The organism is Paenibacillus sp. CMM36 (assembly GCF_053570945.1).
Map to the genome: position 1 here is coordinate 284,091 of NZ_JBSEDY010000002.1, position 16,568 is coordinate 300,658.

13 protein-coding genes and 1 riboswitch are annotated in these 16,568 nt (G+C 47.4%); of the genes, 9 read left to right on the forward strand and 4 right to left on the reverse strand.

What is annotated here, in order from left to right:
• Positions 1-12 precede the first annotated feature (12 nt).
• Positions 13-1,647, reverse strand: coding sequence for a spore germination protein (locus ACWA2B_RS05335; RefSeq protein ID WP_029518609.1), 1,635 nt, complete (start codon positions 1,645-1,647; stop codon positions 13-15).
• Between the two features lie 224 nt (positions 1,648-1,871).
• Here ACWA2B_RS05335 and ACWA2B_RS05340 point away from each other — a divergent pair, with 224 nt between their 5' ends.
• Entirely contained in the window at positions 1,872-2,963 is a 1,092-nt protein-coding gene (locus tag ACWA2B_RS05340) for a GGDEF domain-containing protein (RefSeq protein WP_209947722.1), read from the forward strand.
• Positions 2,964-3,029: 66 nt separating this feature from the next.
• On the opposite strand, the gene ACWA2B_RS05345 is transcribed toward ACWA2B_RS05340, so the two are convergent.
• Both ACWA2B_RS05345 and ACWA2B_RS05350 read right to left on the reverse strand, forming a co-directional pair.
• Complete coding sequence (locus tag ACWA2B_RS05345) at positions 3,030-3,503, reverse strand: Rrf2 family transcriptional regulator (RefSeq protein WP_029518611.1); 474 nt, start codon at positions 3,501-3,503, stop codon at positions 3,030-3,032.
• 66 nt (positions 3,504-3,569) lie between these two features.
• Positions 3,570-6,524, reverse strand: coding sequence for a glycoside hydrolase family 3 C-terminal domain-containing protein (locus ACWA2B_RS05350; protein ID WP_449291766.1), 2,955 nt, complete (start codon positions 6,522-6,524; stop codon positions 3,570-3,572).
• Between the two features lie 234 nt (positions 6,525-6,758).
• Here ACWA2B_RS05350 and ACWA2B_RS05355 point away from each other — a divergent pair, with 234 nt between their 5' ends.
• The 4 genes from ACWA2B_RS05355 (at position 6,759) to metE (ending at position 12,821) form a co-directional block, all read left to right on the forward strand.
• Positions 6,759-7,229: an AbrB/MazE/SpoVT family DNA-binding domain-containing protein gene (locus tag ACWA2B_RS05355; RefSeq protein ID WP_165145989.1), complete on the forward strand. Its 471-nt coding sequence runs from the start codon at positions 6,759-6,761 to the stop codon at positions 7,227-7,229.
• A gap of 293 nt (positions 7,230-7,522) precedes the next feature.
• On the forward strand, positions 7,523-9,472 hold the full coding sequence (locus ACWA2B_RS05360) for an anaerobic ribonucleoside triphosphate reductase (RefSeq protein WP_029518614.1): 1,950 nt from the start codon (positions 7,523-7,525) through the stop codon (positions 9,470-9,472).
• Complete coding sequence (gene nrdG, locus ACWA2B_RS05365; protein ID WP_039271699.1) at positions 9,469-9,966, forward strand: anaerobic ribonucleoside-triphosphate reductase activating protein; 498 nt, start codon at positions 9,469-9,471, stop codon at positions 9,964-9,966. The genes ACWA2B_RS05360 and nrdG overlap by 4 nt, the downstream gene beginning before the upstream one ends.
• Positions 9,967-10,145: 179 nt before the next feature.
• Positions 10,146-10,341, forward strand: a riboswitch (cobalamin riboswitch).
• A gap of 161 nt (positions 10,342-10,502) precedes the next feature.
• Positions 10,503-12,821, forward strand: a complete 2,319-nt coding sequence (metE, locus tag ACWA2B_RS05370) for a 5-methyltetrahydropteroyltriglutamate--homocysteine S-methyltransferase (protein WP_449291767.1) — start codon at positions 10,503-10,505, stop codon at positions 12,819-12,821.
• A gap of 87 nt (positions 12,822-12,908) precedes the next feature.
• On the opposite strand, the gene ACWA2B_RS05375 is transcribed toward metE, so the two are convergent.
• Positions 12,909-13,442, reverse strand: a complete 534-nt coding sequence (locus ACWA2B_RS05375) for a DUF6985 domain-containing protein (RefSeq protein ID WP_039271702.1) — start codon at positions 13,440-13,442, stop codon at positions 12,909-12,911.
• 382 nt (positions 13,443-13,824) lie between these two features.
• Here ACWA2B_RS05375 and ACWA2B_RS05380 point away from each other — a divergent pair, with 382 nt between their 5' ends.
• The 4 genes from ACWA2B_RS05380 (at position 13,825) to ACWA2B_RS05395 (ending at position 16,393) form a co-directional block, all read left to right on the forward strand.
• Entirely contained in the window at positions 13,825-14,154 is a 330-nt protein-coding gene (locus ACWA2B_RS05380; RefSeq protein WP_029518618.1) for a PadR family transcriptional regulator, read from the forward strand.
• Entirely contained in the window at positions 14,147-14,698 is a 552-nt protein-coding gene (locus tag ACWA2B_RS05385) for a DUF1700 domain-containing protein (protein WP_190298183.1), read from the forward strand. Before ACWA2B_RS05380 ends, ACWA2B_RS05385 begins: the two co-directional genes overlap by 8 nt.
• Positions 14,699-14,702: 4 nt before the next feature.
• Positions 14,703-15,554, forward strand: a complete 852-nt coding sequence (locus ACWA2B_RS05390; protein ID WP_449291768.1) for a DUF4097 family beta strand repeat-containing protein — start codon at positions 14,703-14,705, stop codon at positions 15,552-15,554.
• 119 nt (positions 15,555-15,673) lie between these two features.
• Positions 15,674-16,393 carry a 3-ketoacyl-ACP reductase gene (locus ACWA2B_RS05395; protein WP_039271709.1) on the forward strand — a complete coding sequence of 240 codons (720 nt, stop codon included), beginning with the start codon at positions 15,674-15,676 and terminating at the stop codon, positions 16,391-16,393.
• Positions 16,394-16,568: the final 175 nt, after the last annotated feature.

Sequence of the window (16,568 nt, forward strand, 5' to 3'; positions counted from 1 at the left end):
ACTGCACTTTGTTCATTCCTCTTCCGCTGATACACCCTGATTGCCCCCCTCCTGCATCGGTGTGGTTTTATCAGAAGAGGAAATCCCGCTTCCATCCTTCATTCTTTTCTGGTTCTTAGATGTAATGCTTTTAGGACGCTTCCTCATCATCCAGAACGGGAGTCGCAATACGGCATCCTTTTGACTCTCCAGCACAAAAGGGCTGAAAGGCGCCATGTAGGGCACCCCGAAAGAACTCAGACTGTTCATATGAGCAATCAGCGCAATCAACCCCAATGTAATGCCGTATAGCCCCATAAACGCTGACAGTATCATGAAAATAAACCGGCACAATCTCCCGGCCACTGCCATGTTATAGGCTGGGATTGCGAAACTGGCTATTCCCGTCAGGGCTACTACAATTGTGAGCAGCGGGGTGACGACTCCGGCTTCCACGGCCGCTTGACCCAACACAAGCGCTCCTATAACGGATACCGTTTGACCACCCGCACGCGGCATTCGAATACCCGCCTCACGCAAAATCTCAAAGGTAATCTCCAAAATAAACGCCTCTAGAAATGCCGGAAAAGGAACGGATTCCCGCTGAGCCAATATGCTGATCAGTAGTGGAGTCGGTATCATTTCATAATGGTATGTTGTTAAGGCAATGTAGAGAGAAGGCCCTAGAATAAGAATAATGAAGCTGATATATCTAATGAGCCGAACAACAGTCGCCATATCGTAACGCTCTTCATAATCCGAAGAACTCTGAAAAAATTGGGCAAATACTGTAGGCATCACCAGTACAAACGGAGTCCCGTCTACGATGAGCGCCACTCGGCCCTCCATAATATTGCTGCTGATGGTGTCGGGTCTTTCCGTGTTAAAAATCGTTGGGAATGGTGTGAAATGATTTTCTTGTATCATCTCCTCAACCATGCCGGACTCAAATATAGCGTCAATATTGATGTTTTCTATCCGTTTACGAACCTCATCTACGACGCCTGGATTTGCAATGTTCTTCATGTACAGCATGGCCACATTCGTGAGAGACGTGCTTCCCACTTGGAACATCTCCAGTGTAAGATCGGAGCTTTTAATCCGTCGCCGGACCAGAGAAATATTCGTGAATAGGGATTCTACAAATCCCTCTTTCGGTCCTCTGACGACTGTCTGTGTTGTTGGCTCGCTGACTGCGCGTGTCTCTCCCCCACGCGTGCCGCACGCAATCGCTTTTTCGCAGCCTTCCAATAAGATGATCGTGTCCCCCATTAACAGTTGTTCCATCATGGAACTCCAATCATCGCAGTCCTTCACTTCTCCCAGTGCAAGCGCATGACTCTGTATTCTTACGTACAGCGCTTCTGCATTCTCCGCCTCAGCAGCCACTTCAGCAGATGGGCGGCTAAGCATGGATCTCATGATGAGTTCATTCACCGTATCCGTTTTAGCCATACTATCCAGAAACACAATAGCGGCGGGAACCTCCGCCCTCAGCCCCAATTTAAAGCGACGCATCAGAAAGTCTGGGCTATCTGACGTCAATTTCTTAATTTGCTGCAAGTTGGTTTCCAAACAAGTATCGATTTTTAGATAGCGCGGAGAATTTCCATTGTTCTTACCCGCACCCGACTTTTTATTATGTTTGCGATAGGGATAGCGAATCATGAGCAAACCTCATCTCCAGTAAGGCAGCAATAGATACCGCCCATTTTTCCTTATTCTTGTATCTTTGGAGTATGCTCAATCTATTCCCAGTTATGCACCAAATACGTGAACGAAACGTTATAAGCGTACCCGCGTAATAAATTTCAATAAATTCTTCATTTGCAAGCTTAATGTCAGTTTTTTTGATAAAATGAAGAAATATGCCTCTCGGGAGGGTTAACATCTTGTTCAGTACGTTTTTTGTAAATACCTGTATCCTTGTCACCTTTTTGTACATAACCGGCCTCATATCACAAAGATATAAAATCCGTCTGCACACCTTGAAGCGTAAGATGCATTGGATTGGAGGCGCCCTTTTTGGGTGCTACGGCATTGTCATGATGTACTATTCAATTCCAGTAGGATTTAATACGATTGCCGATCTTCGTCATCTGGCCATCGTAGCTACCGCCACTTACATCGGCGGCCCAGCAGCGCTCACGGCTACTCTGTTTATATGTATAGGTAGATTATTGCTGTTTGGTATTAACGATCAAGCCATCGTAGGCGCTATTTTTATGATACTCGTTGGCCTGGGGTGCGCTTTATTGTCACATCTGTCCTGGTCACGTTTACCCAAGCTGATGATTATGAACGTTTTTGCTTTGGGCATTATATTCTGTCCCCTTATGATTAATTTGAAAAATCTTGATGATGTTCTGCACGTGTATCCGCTCCAATTCTTCATTTCCATGGTCGGCGGATGTCTTCTGTACCTCATTGCTGAATCTATCAACACATCCAATGAGCTGTTACTTCGTCTGGAGCATACCTCCTACACAGACCATCTCACTAATTTAAGCAACAGAAGGCAGCTTGAGTTCTCATTGGAAGAGAAGCTCCCTCAAGCTCGCCAACGTCATGAGCATTTATCCGTACTGGTGTTGGATATTGATCACTTCAAGGAAGTCAACGATACCTACGGACATGCCGCAGGAGATGCAGTGCTGCGCCAGCTTGGACAGATTTTAATGGAAAAATGTCGTCCTAATGATGTAGTCACCCGCAGCGGGGGAGAAGAATTCACCGTACTCTTGCCGAATTGCGCTTTTCGGCAAGCACTTCGCATAGCTAATCAAATTCTTAGCGGAGTAAATCAGTATGAGTTTGTTTTAGCGGACGGGTTTATTCTTAAAGTCACCGTGTCCATCGGCGTGACAACCTTTCCAGGTACCGGGGAAGATATGTCCGGGGCAGCCCTATTGGAGCAGGCAGATAAAGCTCTATACGAAGCTAAAAATGCAGGACGTAACCGGGTTTGCTCATATGAAATATAATTTGAGGCATGACCATTTCATAGAAATAGCCGATACAACCCTCTTTTGAGAGTTGTTCGGCTATTATCATTTTGAATCTTCATTATGATTGCATTTCCCCACCACGAGTGATGTACGCTTGGCAAGCGAAGCCAGCGTATGGGCCCCCCATACTTCCAGCATACGTCGTTCGCTCTCGGCTAAAATTTCGGATACGGCTATCGCCAACTCCTCACAAAAAGGATTGGTTTCCGGTTCATGCATCATACCCGGGAAAATTGGATCACATATTTCAATGGCGTGGTATATATCGGCAAGTGTAATATGGTCGGCCGAACGGGTAAGCACATAGCCTCCCTCACGACCTTCGCGTGCTGCAATCAAATCTGCCTGTACAAGTCGCGTCAGCACCCTGCGCACCAAAGTGACTTCGCAGTCAATGGAACGGGCAATAGAACCGCTGGCACAGAGTTCTCCGTGCTTTTCCAAATAGACAAGCGCCTTTACCGCCACCCCAAGCCATCTGGGCGTTGCGGTGCGTAGTCTTTTTTCACTATTCAAATGAGATGACACCCCTAAGCTGTAGAAACTTCGTTGAATGCATTGTACGTGATGTCAGAAGTAAGTTCAAGCCTGAAAGCCGGAATCCTCTGTAGCATGATCGCCCAAAATAAAATGAGCTAACCGCACTTCCCCGCTCAACAACAGATATACATCACGTATGCCAGAGACTGAATGTACCGCTTCGGAGAGTGTAACCCATGCTTGCGCCCCTCCTGTATTGCCCACGTTCACACGTGCCACGGCTTCACTATCGGGTGCATCCAAACACAGCTCAATTGTGGCATCACTGCTGTTGCCCGACACGCGGCACTGAAGCTCGGTCACACTCACAGTATCCATGTCTACGCCATGAAAGGCAATCCAACCAGAACGTTGAGGTATGCGCGGACGTACACAGGCCTCCTTTTGCTCCTTGCTTTCATCTAGTACGATGTCGGAGCAATCATCGAAGTTTTCAGCGCGGATACTTCGTCCGGCTTGGCGTGGTGGAATGACTTCGCCTCGAACGTACACAGGGTGCTCCAATCGGATATCCGCTGAGGAAGCACCAGCCAGCAGTGTATATTCACCCGATTCAACGCAATAGCAATCCCGCGTAACATCCCAGATCGCCCAATCCTTCATCCGAATCGTAAAGGAAACCGTTCGCGTCTCACCTGCCTCTAAGCGAATACGTTGAAAACCGCACAATGTCTTCAATGGTCGCTTTACTCGTGAGGCACCAGGCCGTACATAGAGTTGCACAACCTCTTCACCAGCAGCTACGCCCCGATTCGTCACCTCTACCCACACCTGGAGCGTATCCATGGCATCCAGTGCAGCAATAGATGTTACGCTATCCTTCAGGGCATCTGTACGCAGGTCACTATATTCAAAAGGCGAATACGTCAATCCATGGCCAAATGGATACAAGGATACACCTTCAAAATATTGATAGGTACGACCACCGCGAATAATATCGTAATCTTTGATGTCGCCCAATTGATCCTCGCTCTGAACCCAGGTCATGTTCAAACGCCCCGCTGGCGCGTAATCTCCAAATAACACATCCGCTATTGCCGTACCATGCTCTTGTCCCGCATGAGACGTGTATACGATCGCTGGAATATGCTCCTGAACCCAAGGGATGGCAAATGGATAGCTACCCGTCAGAACCACAATCGTATTCGGATTGACGCGATACACTTCCTCGATAAGCCGTTGCTGGGAAGCTGCCAGTTCCAAACCTGGGCGATCATTCTCTTCCTTTCCATTGATGAGCGGGTGATTTCCAACAAATACAATTGCTGTATCTGCCGCTTGCGCAGCGGCTATCGCTTCCGCTAAACCATCTGACACCGTCTCTACCTGGAATGTTGTATGGCTCTGTCCTGAAACTGTCGAGGCTGTTGAGGCGTTACACTCTACAGCGTTAAGTGCGGATTTTTCAGCCTCCCCTACCTTTAATGAGCCCTCTGTTCCGGCAATGACTGGTTTTCCATTCCATGTCGTCCACAGATGCTCTCCTTGTCCAACAGGAGTCAGCCCAAAGACCTCTTTGACATACCAGCCATACGCTTCATCAGCTGTCACACGAAGCGTTATTTCATCACTCGTCACGTAAGTACCCAGATGCTCATCATGTAACGTCACACTGCCATAGCCCCAATCCGTCATGGTCAATACCGTTGGGTCTCCATCCTGGGATAGGCGCATCTCACCAGAAGAATCAACTGCGAGCTTCGATCCGTCATTCGCCGCCGTCAAGGTCACGCGATCCTTGGCATCAAGGTACACGACGCGTTCCTTCTCGTCCTCGCCTTCCAGCTTGGTACGAATCGCCTCCAGCGGTGTAACCCGGTAGGGCAGCGTACCGGAATACCAGTCGCGGTACACCTCATTGCCATGCGTACCAATGACCGCTACTTTGCCACACTGGGCAGGGTCCAATGGCAAGAGTTCATGCTCATTTTTAAGCAATACGATCTGCTCCCTCGCCGCACGCAACGACAATTCACGGGCTTGCTCTGTCACGAGAGCTTCCTCTCCGATCGAGGCATAGGGGTTGTCTGCAGCCGGATCAAATTCCCCCAACCGAAAACGGACACGGAACGTATGAAACAATGCCCGATCCAAGTCTTCTTCTTGCAGCGATCCTTGTGCCAAAGCTTCTCGAATCGCCCGCTTGGAGAGCTCCGCATCATCTGTAATGCTGTCAATTCCCGCCCGAATAGATTCGGCCACACCTGGCGTGTGGGAATCGTAATACTGATGATCGTTGACAATCCCCATGACATCACCCGCATCACTTACGACAAAGCCGTCCATCCCCCATTCGTCCCTGACAATATCGTTAACCCCATGATATAACGTAGCAGGCGTTCCATTAATTAGGTTGTAGGAAGTCATCATCGACTGGGCGCCGCCTTCCATAAAAGGCTTCTCAAAGGCTCTTAGGTAATATTCTCGCAGGTTCCGTGGGTCTATACTGGAGGAGCCGCTTCCCCGATCCACTTCATTATTGTTACCCAGAAAATGTTTTAAAGTGGCAACCGCTTTCAAATATACCGGATGATCTCCCTGTATTCCCTTGACTAACTCCTTTGACAGTTCTCCCGTCAAATATGGGTCTTCGCCGTAAGCTTCCTCATTGCGTCCCCATCTTGGGTCACGCTCCATATCCACCGTAGGTGCCCACAAGGTCAGACCGTTTAATTTGGGATCACGACGATAGTAGACACGCGCCTCATCTGCGATAACAGATCCGATTTGACGCATTAATTCCGTATCCCAAGTACATGCCAATCCTACTGGCTGAGGAAATGAAGTCGCCTCACCCAACCATGCTATCCCGTGCGCCGCTTCCGTACCGTGCTTGTAAGCTGCGACTCCCAATCGGTCAATGGCCGGCTGATATTGCAACATGGATTCGATCTTTTCCTCCAAGGTTAGTCGTGACACGAGATCCCGTACACGCTCATCCAGATGAATCTTCGGATCTTGAAATAAATATTCGATATCCGTTGTTTCATGACTCATATCCGTCATCTCCTTATTCCATTTAAGAATATAATGAAAAGGCATACATGAAAGCGTTTTATATATCATAGCTAAAAAGGAGTATCCCGGCAACAATACCGTAAACATCCTATACTGGATGAAAGAGAGTCGCAGCATAAAGACAAAAAAAGTTGCATTTTACCTTCAATATACAAAGCTAAAAATAATATTTTTTGGTATAATCAGGATATATCATTGAAGGAGGAAGCGCTGATGAAAAATACCGGAATGACAAGGCCCCTGGATCAATTGGGGCGAATTGTACTCCCTAAGGAAATGCGCACCACAATGGATATCAATATCGGTGATTCGCTTGAATTCTTCGTAGATGAAGAAGGATTTGTATTAAGAAAATACACGGGTGTCTCCTGCAAATTTTGCGGCGCGGTGGATCACTTAACTTATTTTCGGGACAGCTTTATCTGCGCTGATTGCATTCAATTATTAAAGACCGATGAAAATGTGCATGCCACAAGCAATGATGCTATCCAGGCTCAAGAACATACCCAGCCGATCCGAAACAACACAACGTGGCAGCCCAAGCATTCCAGAGTGCAGCAAGGTGAAATGGTAAAAAAGCTTCGCAAGCTAATTCAGGATCACCCGAACCTGCCACAAAAAGTGTATGCAGAAATGCTCGATATCTCCCAAGGCCGGGTGTCCCAGTTGAAAAAGCTACTCTAAACCTTCTAAATCTATATCCCAAAATCATACACAATGTACCGACGACCCTATTCATTTTTTTGTCACAACTTCGATTGCCAGGTATAGAGTAAGGCGCATATCTACGGATGTGCCCCTTACTCTATACCTGGCTTTTTCGTGTCGGCCGCTCTTGCTAATGTGACAATAGTCACATACTCCCGATGTATACGTATATACAATATATAGATCGAAACAATTGGTTATCACTAGATATCATCAATATGTTGTTTTTGTGAAAAATATATATATTTTACTATATGGAGGGTTTTACGATGAAGGTGCTGGAGGAACATCAATTATACGACATCGGCGAGCGGGTCATTGGGGCACAAGATCTGGACATGCTGCGGGAGAATGCAAATTTGAATGGAGAATCGTTCAGCGGCAAAATGAGCAAGCTTGGGTCCGAGTATGCCAAATGGTATGCGCGCCTGCGGGTACTTCCGCCTGAACTGACGAACGCGATTGATCACGGATATGTATATGTTCACGATTTGGACCAATACGCACTCGGAACTACGAATTGTATCTTTATCCCTTTTGGCCGGTTACTACAAGACGGATTCAATACAGGCAATGGCTCTGTACGCACACCGCAAACGATTATGTCCGCTATGGCACTAGTTGCCATCATATTCCAGTCTCAGCAAAATAGCCAATTCGGAGGTGTCTCCGCCAATAAAATAGATTGGGACCTTGCCCCATACGTTGCCCGGTCCTTCCGCAAGCATCTGCGCAAGGGACTTCGGCTGTTCGAGGAAGAGATAGAATCCAGTCTGACTGACGATGAACTACATATGGCCAATCCCCATTTGCAAGAAGCCTGCCCTCGTTCATACGCATTCGCTCGCGAAGAGACGGAGACGGAAACCCGACAGGCTGCTGAATCGCTCATTCATAACCTGAACACCATGAGCAGTCGCGCGGGTGGACAGATTCCATTCACTTCACTGAATTACGGAATGTGCACGTCTGCTGAGGGACGGCTTGTTACTCAATCGCTGCTGGAGGCCACGATTCGCGGCTTGGGTAGCGGGGAAACTCCTATTTTTCCACAGCATATTTTCCAATGCAAAGAGGGAATCAATCAGGCAGAAGGCGACGTCAATTATGATTTGTTCTTACGGGCGGTAGAATGCTCTAGCAGACGGATGTATCCCAATTTTGTGAATGTGGATGCCACCTTTAACCTGCCTTTTTACCGTGCTGATGACCCGGATACCATTATAGCGACAATGGGTTGCCGTACCCGCACCATTTCTGACCGTTTCGGTAGAAATCGGCAGAGTGGTAAGGGAAATCTCTCCTTCAATACCATTAATCTGGTGCGGCTTGGCATTGAGTATGGTATTTGCACAGGCAAACGCCTGACACCTGACCGTGATCGCTTTGATGCGAGACTAGAAGAAGTTATGCGCATTGCGGTGGATGGCTTAATCCATCGCTATCAAATCCAGACCAGCCAGCCGGCCAAAGCCTCGGACTTTATGATGCGCGAAGGGGTATGGGAAGGTGGAGAACAACTAGAGCCAGATGATAAGGTGGGAAGCATACTAAAACACGGTACGCTTTCGATCGGATTCATCGGACTGGCTGAGTGCATGAAGGCACTATACGGGAAACACCACGGGGAGGATGATTTCGTATACCGCGAGGCACAGCGAATCATCACTTCTATGCGCGTGTATTGCGATCGAATGAGTGAATATCACAATTTGAATATTACATTGTTCGCTACGCCTGCCGAAGGTCTGTCGGGCAAGTTCACCTTGCTGGATCAACGTGATTTCGGGATTATTCCTGAGGTAAATGATCGAGAATATTACACGAATTCTTTTCATATTCCCGTGTATTACACACTCCCGGCTGCTCGTAAAATCAGCTTGGAAGCTCCGTTCCATAACCTATGCAACGCTGGTGCGATATCATACATTGAGCTGGACGGTAATGCGCGGAATAACCCGGATGCGTTTCTTAAAATTGTTCAATACGCGCTGCATCAGAATATCGGCTACTTCTCCATCAACCATCCGGTGGATCGTTGTACGGAATGCGGTTATGAAGGGATTATCGGGACAAGCTGCCCCCAATGTGGCACAGATGAGGAGCACACACACTTTCAGCGCTTACGTCGGGTAACCGGATATCTGACAGGAGATTATACCGTTCGCTTTAATGCTGCAAAACAGGCAGAAGTTCGAGACCGGGTGAAACATAAGTGAATTTATGTGGCTACATTCCGGAATCTCTGAATGAAGGATACGGCCTGCGTACCGTCGTGTTCATTAGCGGTTGCCGTCATGCCTGTCCCGGATGCTTTAATCCAGCGTCGTGGAGCTTCCGTGCAGGTGAGCCATTCACACCCCAACGACAACAGGAAGTCATTCGTGACATCATGGATAATCCGTTGTTGGATGGACTGACTCTCTGCGGGGGAGACCCGTTTTTCTCAGCAGCAGAATGCTCGCAATTTGTGCGCGACTTCCGTGCGGCCTGTCCCGACCGAACCGTGTGGGCTTACACTGGCTTTGTCTATGAAGATCTACTCACAGATCAGGAGCGACAGGAGCTAGCGCTTTTGTGCGATGTGATTGTGGATGGTCGTTTTGTAGAACAGCAAAAGGACCTGACCCTTCCCTTCCGGGGCAGTCGCAACCAGCGTCTGGTAGATGTAAAAGCCAGCATTCAGGCAGGTTACACCGTTTCATTGACTTAAGGCGAAGGTTACTCGGCAAATGCTATATCTAATCTAGGACAAGTCTCCATCATGGATGAGGCTTGTCTTTTTTTGCATATCCCTAACAGATTCCATTGTAGTTTCTATTGCGCATCCTGCAAGTTTCACTTATGATGGTGAACAAGTATACGAGTGCATAATTATTCGTCATACCTTAACCGCATAGCTTGGAGATAGGTGTCTGTTCTATTCAGATCAGGCTTAAAAGGGAAGCCGGTGCAAATCCGGCACGGTCCCGCCACTGTAAACGGGGAACTTTCAGCTGTTCATACAACCACTGGTCCACAGACCGGGAAGGGATGCTGAGAGTCATGATCCGTAAGTCAGGAGACCTGCCTATTTTAACAACATCGCAAGTACCTACGGAAGATAGGGAGGTGTTAAGAGCAGTCGCCGTATTTTTGATTTTTTAATCACGGAGGCATTCTTTCCCCTACTTATTTTTAACTCTGGGGGGAAGAATGCCTTTTTTGGTACGTAAAAATAAAACAGCCACCCACTAGGAGGAAAAGTACATGTCCGTCATTGAATGGCCTGAATTGTCCGGCTTAATTAGCAGTAATCTGGGATATCCGCGTATCGGCGAAAACCGGGAATGGAAGAAGGCACTGGAACGCTTCTGGAACGGCAATATTAGCGAAAGCGAACTGCAAACGGAAATGAAAAGATTACGGTTGGAGCATCTGAGCAAGCAGCGTGACAAGGGGATTGATCGCATTCCTGTCGGAGACTTCTCCTATTATGATCACATGCTGGATACATCTGTGATGTTTGGCCTGATACCCGAACGGTTCAACCATCGTCCCGCAGGTCCGATTCCTCTGTCCGTGTATTTCGGGATCGCTCGTGGACAGAAGGGAGCAACCGCCAGTGAAATGACCAAATGGATGAACACCAATTATCACTACATCGTTCCTGAATTGGCAAACGCAGTCCCGGTGTTCACTGAAAATAAACCTTTACGGGCTTATCGTGAAGCAAAACAAGAGCTAGGCATTGATGGGAAACCGGTCCTCATCGGCCCCTATTCATTCGTTACCCTTTCCAAAGGCTATGATCGCAAGGAGCTTGCTTCTATTATAAGAACCTTCCTGCCTTTATACACCCGTGTCCTGTCTGAACTAGCAGCAGAAGGTGTTCAGTGGGTCCAAATCGATGAACCTGTCCTGACCACCTCATTCCCAGTAGAGGATCTGGACATTATTCAGGAAGTCTATGAAGCTTTGGCCCAAGCTGCGCCCTCTTTAAATATAATGCTGCAAACTTACTTTGGCAGCCTGGACCATTATGAGCGTCTGTCCGCACTTCCGGTACAGGGACTGGGTCTTGATTTTGTGTATGATGATGGCGAAAATCTCCAGCATATATTGCAGCATGGTTTCCCTAAAGGAAAAACGCTGGGCGCTGGGGTCATTGACGGGCGCAATATATGGCGCAGCGACCTGAACGCTGTGGCTACCCTGCTGGGTCAGTTAGCAGAACAGACCACTGCCGAGCAGCTTATCGTACAGCCATCATGCAGTCTGCTGCATGTGCCAGTCAGTCTGGAAGCAGAGCACAAGCTGGATCGAGAACTGGTGCAAGCGCTGGCCTTTGCCGATGAAAAGCTTGAGGAAATCGCCGTCCTGACGGCTGCACTTGGCAAACACGATCCATCCGCACTCACCAAGCTTGGACAAAGTGCGGATGCGGTAGCCCGTTTCAACAGCTCAGCGGCACGTGTACAGACAGCTGCCGATCTGGCTGACTTGCTGGCAAAGGAGCCTCTAACACGCAGCGTTCCTTTCGCCGAGCGTCGTGAGATTCAGCAAAATAAGCTGAAGTTGCCTCCACTGCCTACGACGACCATTGGTAGCTTCCCGCAAACCGCCGAGATCCGCAAGGCCCGCCTGCACTATCGCAAAGGACAATGGTCTGCCGAGCAATACCGGACGTTCATCCAACAGCAAATCAAGGAATGGATTGATATTCAGGAGGACATTGGCATTGACGTGCTTGTACACGGGGAATTTGAGCGGACCGATATGGTTGAATTTTTTGGCGAAAAGCTGAATGGCTTTGCTTTTACACAAAACGGATGGGTGCAGTCCTACGGCTCCCGCTGTGTCAAACCGCCGATTATATACGGAGACGTCTCCTTCGATCAGCCCATGACTGTGGAAGAAACGGCATTCGCTCAATCGTTAACTTCCAAGCCTGTTAAGGGAATGCTTACAGGCCCTGTGACCATTTTGAACTGGTCTTTTGAACGCAATGATATTCCGCGTAGCCAAGTTGCTTTACAATTGGCTCTGGCATTACGGGCAGAGGTAGAGGCACTGGAACAAGCGGGCATCGGCATGATTCAGGTCGATGAACCCGCAATTCGTGAAGGGCTTCCGCTGAAAAAAGAACAACAGCAAGCCTATCTGGATTGGGCGGTTCAAGCCTTCCTTGTGACCACGGCCACCGTTGAGCCTGCGACCCAAATCCATACGCATATGTGCTATTCTGAATTTCAGCATATGATTCAGTCCATCTCTGACATGGATGCCGACGTTATATCTATTGAAACTTCGCGAAGCCACGGAGAACTGATTGTCAGCTTTGAAGATCAGGTATACGACAAAGGCATCGGTCTGGGCGTGTACGATATCCACAGTCCGCGCATCCCCGATGTATCTGAAATGCTAAGCATGATCCAGCGTGCCCTGCGCGTACTGCCATCAGATTTGTTCTGGGTTAATCCGGATTGTGGTCTGAAAACCCGCACCAAAGAGGAATCTGTCGCCGCCTTGCGACAAATGGTACAAGCGGCTCAAGCAGCCCGGGCTGCATTGGCTGTATCCAACTAATTTTTTATCGTTTCGAATCACGCCTTCATTTTCAACATATTCTGTTCCCCTTTCCGGTCCTTTCTGCTAAAAGCCCGGGAAGGGGATTTATTCTAGGTCATATAATGTATAAGCGCCTTGAATATGCTCCATTTTCATCTGCTTCATATGTACGCCTAAGCCATGTTCTCGATCCCAGGAACAACTAAAATTCAAATACAGTTCATCCTTTGCCGATGAGTCGGAAATCAATATAGACATAAGCTGTATTCGATTCAACAATTGTTCCGGCCGCTCCACATAAGGCGCATATTCATCCGGGTCCTCTCCCCATGTACTGTAAGCATTCCGATACTTTTCCACGATGCCAGCATAATGATGGTGTATGGATTCCAACACTTGAGGATGAATAGCTGATGAATATTCCATATACTGCTCCCATGTCTTTTTTTGCAACAGTGTAGGTTCTTCTATAGTCTGTGCCTGTTCTTCGGAATCGGCTCCCACGATAAATTCGACTTCTACTTCCGAGGGCTGCCCGCAAAAATCAAGTTGCACTACACCACGCAGAACAATCTCCTCAGATACATCCCAAGACTCATCATCCTGTTCCAGTTCCATATACCAATGTTTCCAGTCCATTCTTTATCCACCTCTTCATAAAAAGTAATTTTTAACCCTGTTGAATACTTTACAATCTATCATTTTAATGAATGAAATTAAAGCGGCATCCTATCTGTGCTTCCAGCCATATTTCGATGAATTCCCAAATAAAAATACTTTTTTCTACAACATTCGCTACTCAATAAAGCCTCCAAGGAAGGAAATCTGTCCATTTTGACACAAATATTTTATTATTAAAAATTTAGTACCTTGCATTAATCAGTACATGATGTTAAATTATACCTGACTACTGTTCTATAATTAGTACCCGTGACAAATTATGCACAAACACACGTTTCTTTCCCTTATTCCGAACGACACCTATGAATTATTGATAACATCCAGGAAGGGAGCACCGCTCGTGAATGTGAACATCCAATTCAAAAAAGGGGTACTGGAACTGTGCGTTCTAGTTCTAATTGGACGCAAAGACCGTTATGGCTACGAGTTGGCGCAAGCCGTCTCCCGTCATATTGAAGTAGCCGAGGGAGCCCTATATCCACTGCTTCGCCGTCTGGTATCAGAAGGATACTGCACAACGTATTTACAGGAATCGACCGAGGGGCCTCCTCGCAAATATTATCGGCTGACCGATACTGGCAGTCATTATACAAGAATACTTACGCGGGAATGGAATGATTTTGTCCATAATGTCGCAAGCCTACTGGAGGAAGGAAATTCCGATGAATAGAAAACAGTTTCTTACAGAGGTGGAACAGCGTCTTTCTCCTCTCCCTGCAGAGGTACGCAATGAGCTGCTTAGTGATTTGAGCCAGCATTTTGACTACGGGTTGGTTAATGGCAAAAGCGAAAGTGAGATTGCCCATGAGCTGGGTAACCCAGAGGATATTGCCCGAGAAGCGTTGGATGATCCCAATGCAGCCTGGAACGCTTCTCCTCCGCTTCGCCAGGGAAGCTTCGCACGCAATCTTTTTACTTTCTTAGGGCTACTGTTTCTTAACTTGCTGATCTCCATCCCGATTATGGCTACCCTATGGGTAGTATGGGTTTCATTGACCGTGGTAGCGGTTAGCTTCATTGCAGCCCCCCTTCTCGCCGTTACTGATTATGCGCTAAACAGCACCTTTTACCCGGCCAAATTCTTTTTCTCTATCACGTTGACGGGTATAGGTCTATTGCTGCTGCCTGGTGTACGTTATCTCTTACTCCTTATGGTCAAAGGCACAGTACGATACTGGAAATGGAATCAGACTACCCTGAGGGGAGCTTACTAACAACATGAATAAAAAGTGGTTTATTGCAGCAGGTCTGTGCATTGTCATCGGTGTAGCCGGAATGGTGGCCTACGGTGCCCCATGGAGTCAACAAGTCATGAAGGAAACAACTGCGATTAACAAAAAATGGACGTTTACACGTGGTCAGCTACAGAAGCTGAAAGTGGACAGCTCTGATGATGTCTCTATTTTGTTTACTCCTGGCTCTGGCGACCAAGGTACGATACGCATTAGTGGAGAAGTTCAGACAAAGGTAGCCGACCAAATTCATAATGCCCGAATTGAGAACGGTAAGCTTACCATTCAATCGGAGCCGGCCCCTTCCTTGTCATTCTTTTCGATCACTCCTGATTTGGATCAAACGATTACCGTAGAGATGCCCTCTGGCGAAACACTAACTGACCTACAGGTAGATGCACATTCAGGGAATGTAAAACTTCAGGATGCCTCCGTGCAGAATACTTCCATCACCGCTACTTCAGGCACTGCCGAGATTACAAACCTCCAAAGTACCCACCTGATCGCAAATTTAACATCCGGCAATTTTACAGCCAGTCAGCTTGCAGCAGATATGGAGTTAAAGCTTACTTCAGGTGATGTTACCATTCGCGATTATAGCGGTAATGGCCTCATTTCCCTAACCTCAGGGGAGACAAATATTACGCAACGTGCCGTAGCCAACTTGGAAGTGAATGCTGATTCTGGTGACGTGAAGATTAAGCAAGCTCCCGATTTTAAAGGTGTTTATAATGTCCGCTCTGACTCTGGGAGTATCAATACTCCCGAATCTGTTCCCGGTAGTGTGAACGTGATTAAGGTCGAAACCACTTCAGGGGATATTTATATTTCCAAATAGAGACCTCTAAATGAATGCCTCATCAGAGGCGAAGTTTGGTTCAATGAGTTTAACCTTGTATAATGTAACCATGTGCCCAGATGCACAACCACATTATAGATTAATAAGGAGGAGACTGGATGGAACTTAAGAATAAAACAGCTATTATTACAGGAGCCAGTAAAGGAATCGGTAAAGCAATTGCCGAAACTTTAGCTAAGGAAGGCGTTAACCTGGGATTAATTTCACGCACATTGACTGACCTGCAAAAGCTGCAGGATTCACTGGGGAGTACATACGGTGTGAAAGTGGTGAGTGCTGTTGCAGATATATCGGATCGCTCACAGGCCGCTGCCGCTGTAGCCTCACTGGAACATGAGCTAGGCGCTGTCGACATTTTGATCAACAATGCAGGCATTGCTACCTTTGGCACAGTCGCGGAGATGGACCCCGAAGAGTGGGAACGTATTATTCGCGTAAACCTGATGGGAACCTATTATGTCACACATGCTGTGCTTCCAAGCATGCTGGCGCAAAAGAGCGGAAACATTATTAATATTTCCTCGACGGCAGGAGAACGGGGTTTTGCAACAGGCTCAGCATATTGCGCATCCAAATTTGCTTTGATGGGCTTCACGGAAGCACTGATGCAGGAAGTTCGCAAATCTAACATTCGCGTCACCGCGCTGACTCCAAGCACTGTCAATACAGAACTGGCGGCAAACGCAGGATTACCTATTGGTGATGAGGATCGCATGCTTCAACCGCAGGATTTGGCCGATCTGACATTAGCCACATTGAAACTGCCTCCACGAGTTCAATTAAAAGTAGCCGGTATTTGGACAACCAACCCACAGTAGTTCGACATGACATCTTAGATTCATTGGCTGTACAATGCTCCGGCAGACGTAATTGTTCGTCATGCCGGAGCTTTTTTTTTTCAGCATAGCTATACCAAAACAAACTGTAATATAAGCGCTTTGTACTTCCAGCATATATACATACAATTCCTACAACTATAAGCGCATTTCAGGA

Coding starts and splice junctions, on each gene's coding strand:
- ACWA2B_RS05395 (WP_039271709.1), top strand. CDS start 15,674: ATGGAACTTAAGAATAAAACAGCTATTATTACAGGAGCCAGTAAAGGA.
- ACWA2B_RS05390 (WP_449291768.1), top strand. CDS start 14,703: ATGAATAAAAAGTGGTTTATTGCAGCAGGTCTGTGCATTGTCATCGGT.
- ACWA2B_RS05385 (WP_190298183.1), top strand. CDS start 14,147: ATGAATAGAAAACAGTTTCTTACAGAGGTGGAACAGCGTCTTTCTCCT.
- ACWA2B_RS05350 (WP_449291766.1), bottom strand. CDS start 6,524: ATGAGTCATGAAACAACGGATATCGAATATTTATTTCAAGATCCGAAG.
- ACWA2B_RS05375 (WP_039271702.1), bottom strand. CDS start 13,442: ATGGACTGGAAACATTGGTATATGGAACTGGAACAGGATGATGAGTCT.
- ACWA2B_RS05355 (WP_165145989.1), top strand. CDS start 6,759: ATGAAAAATACCGGAATGACAAGGCCCCTGGATCAATTGGGGCGAATT.
- ACWA2B_RS05360 (WP_029518614.1), top strand. CDS start 7,523: ATGAAGGTGCTGGAGGAACATCAATTATACGACATCGGCGAGCGGGTC.
- ACWA2B_RS05335 (WP_029518609.1), bottom strand. CDS start 1,647: ATGATTCGCTATCCCTATCGCAAACATAATAAAAAGTCGGGTGCGGGT.
- metE (WP_449291767.1), top strand. CDS start 10,503: ATGTCCGTCATTGAATGGCCTGAATTGTCCGGCTTAATTAGCAGTAAT.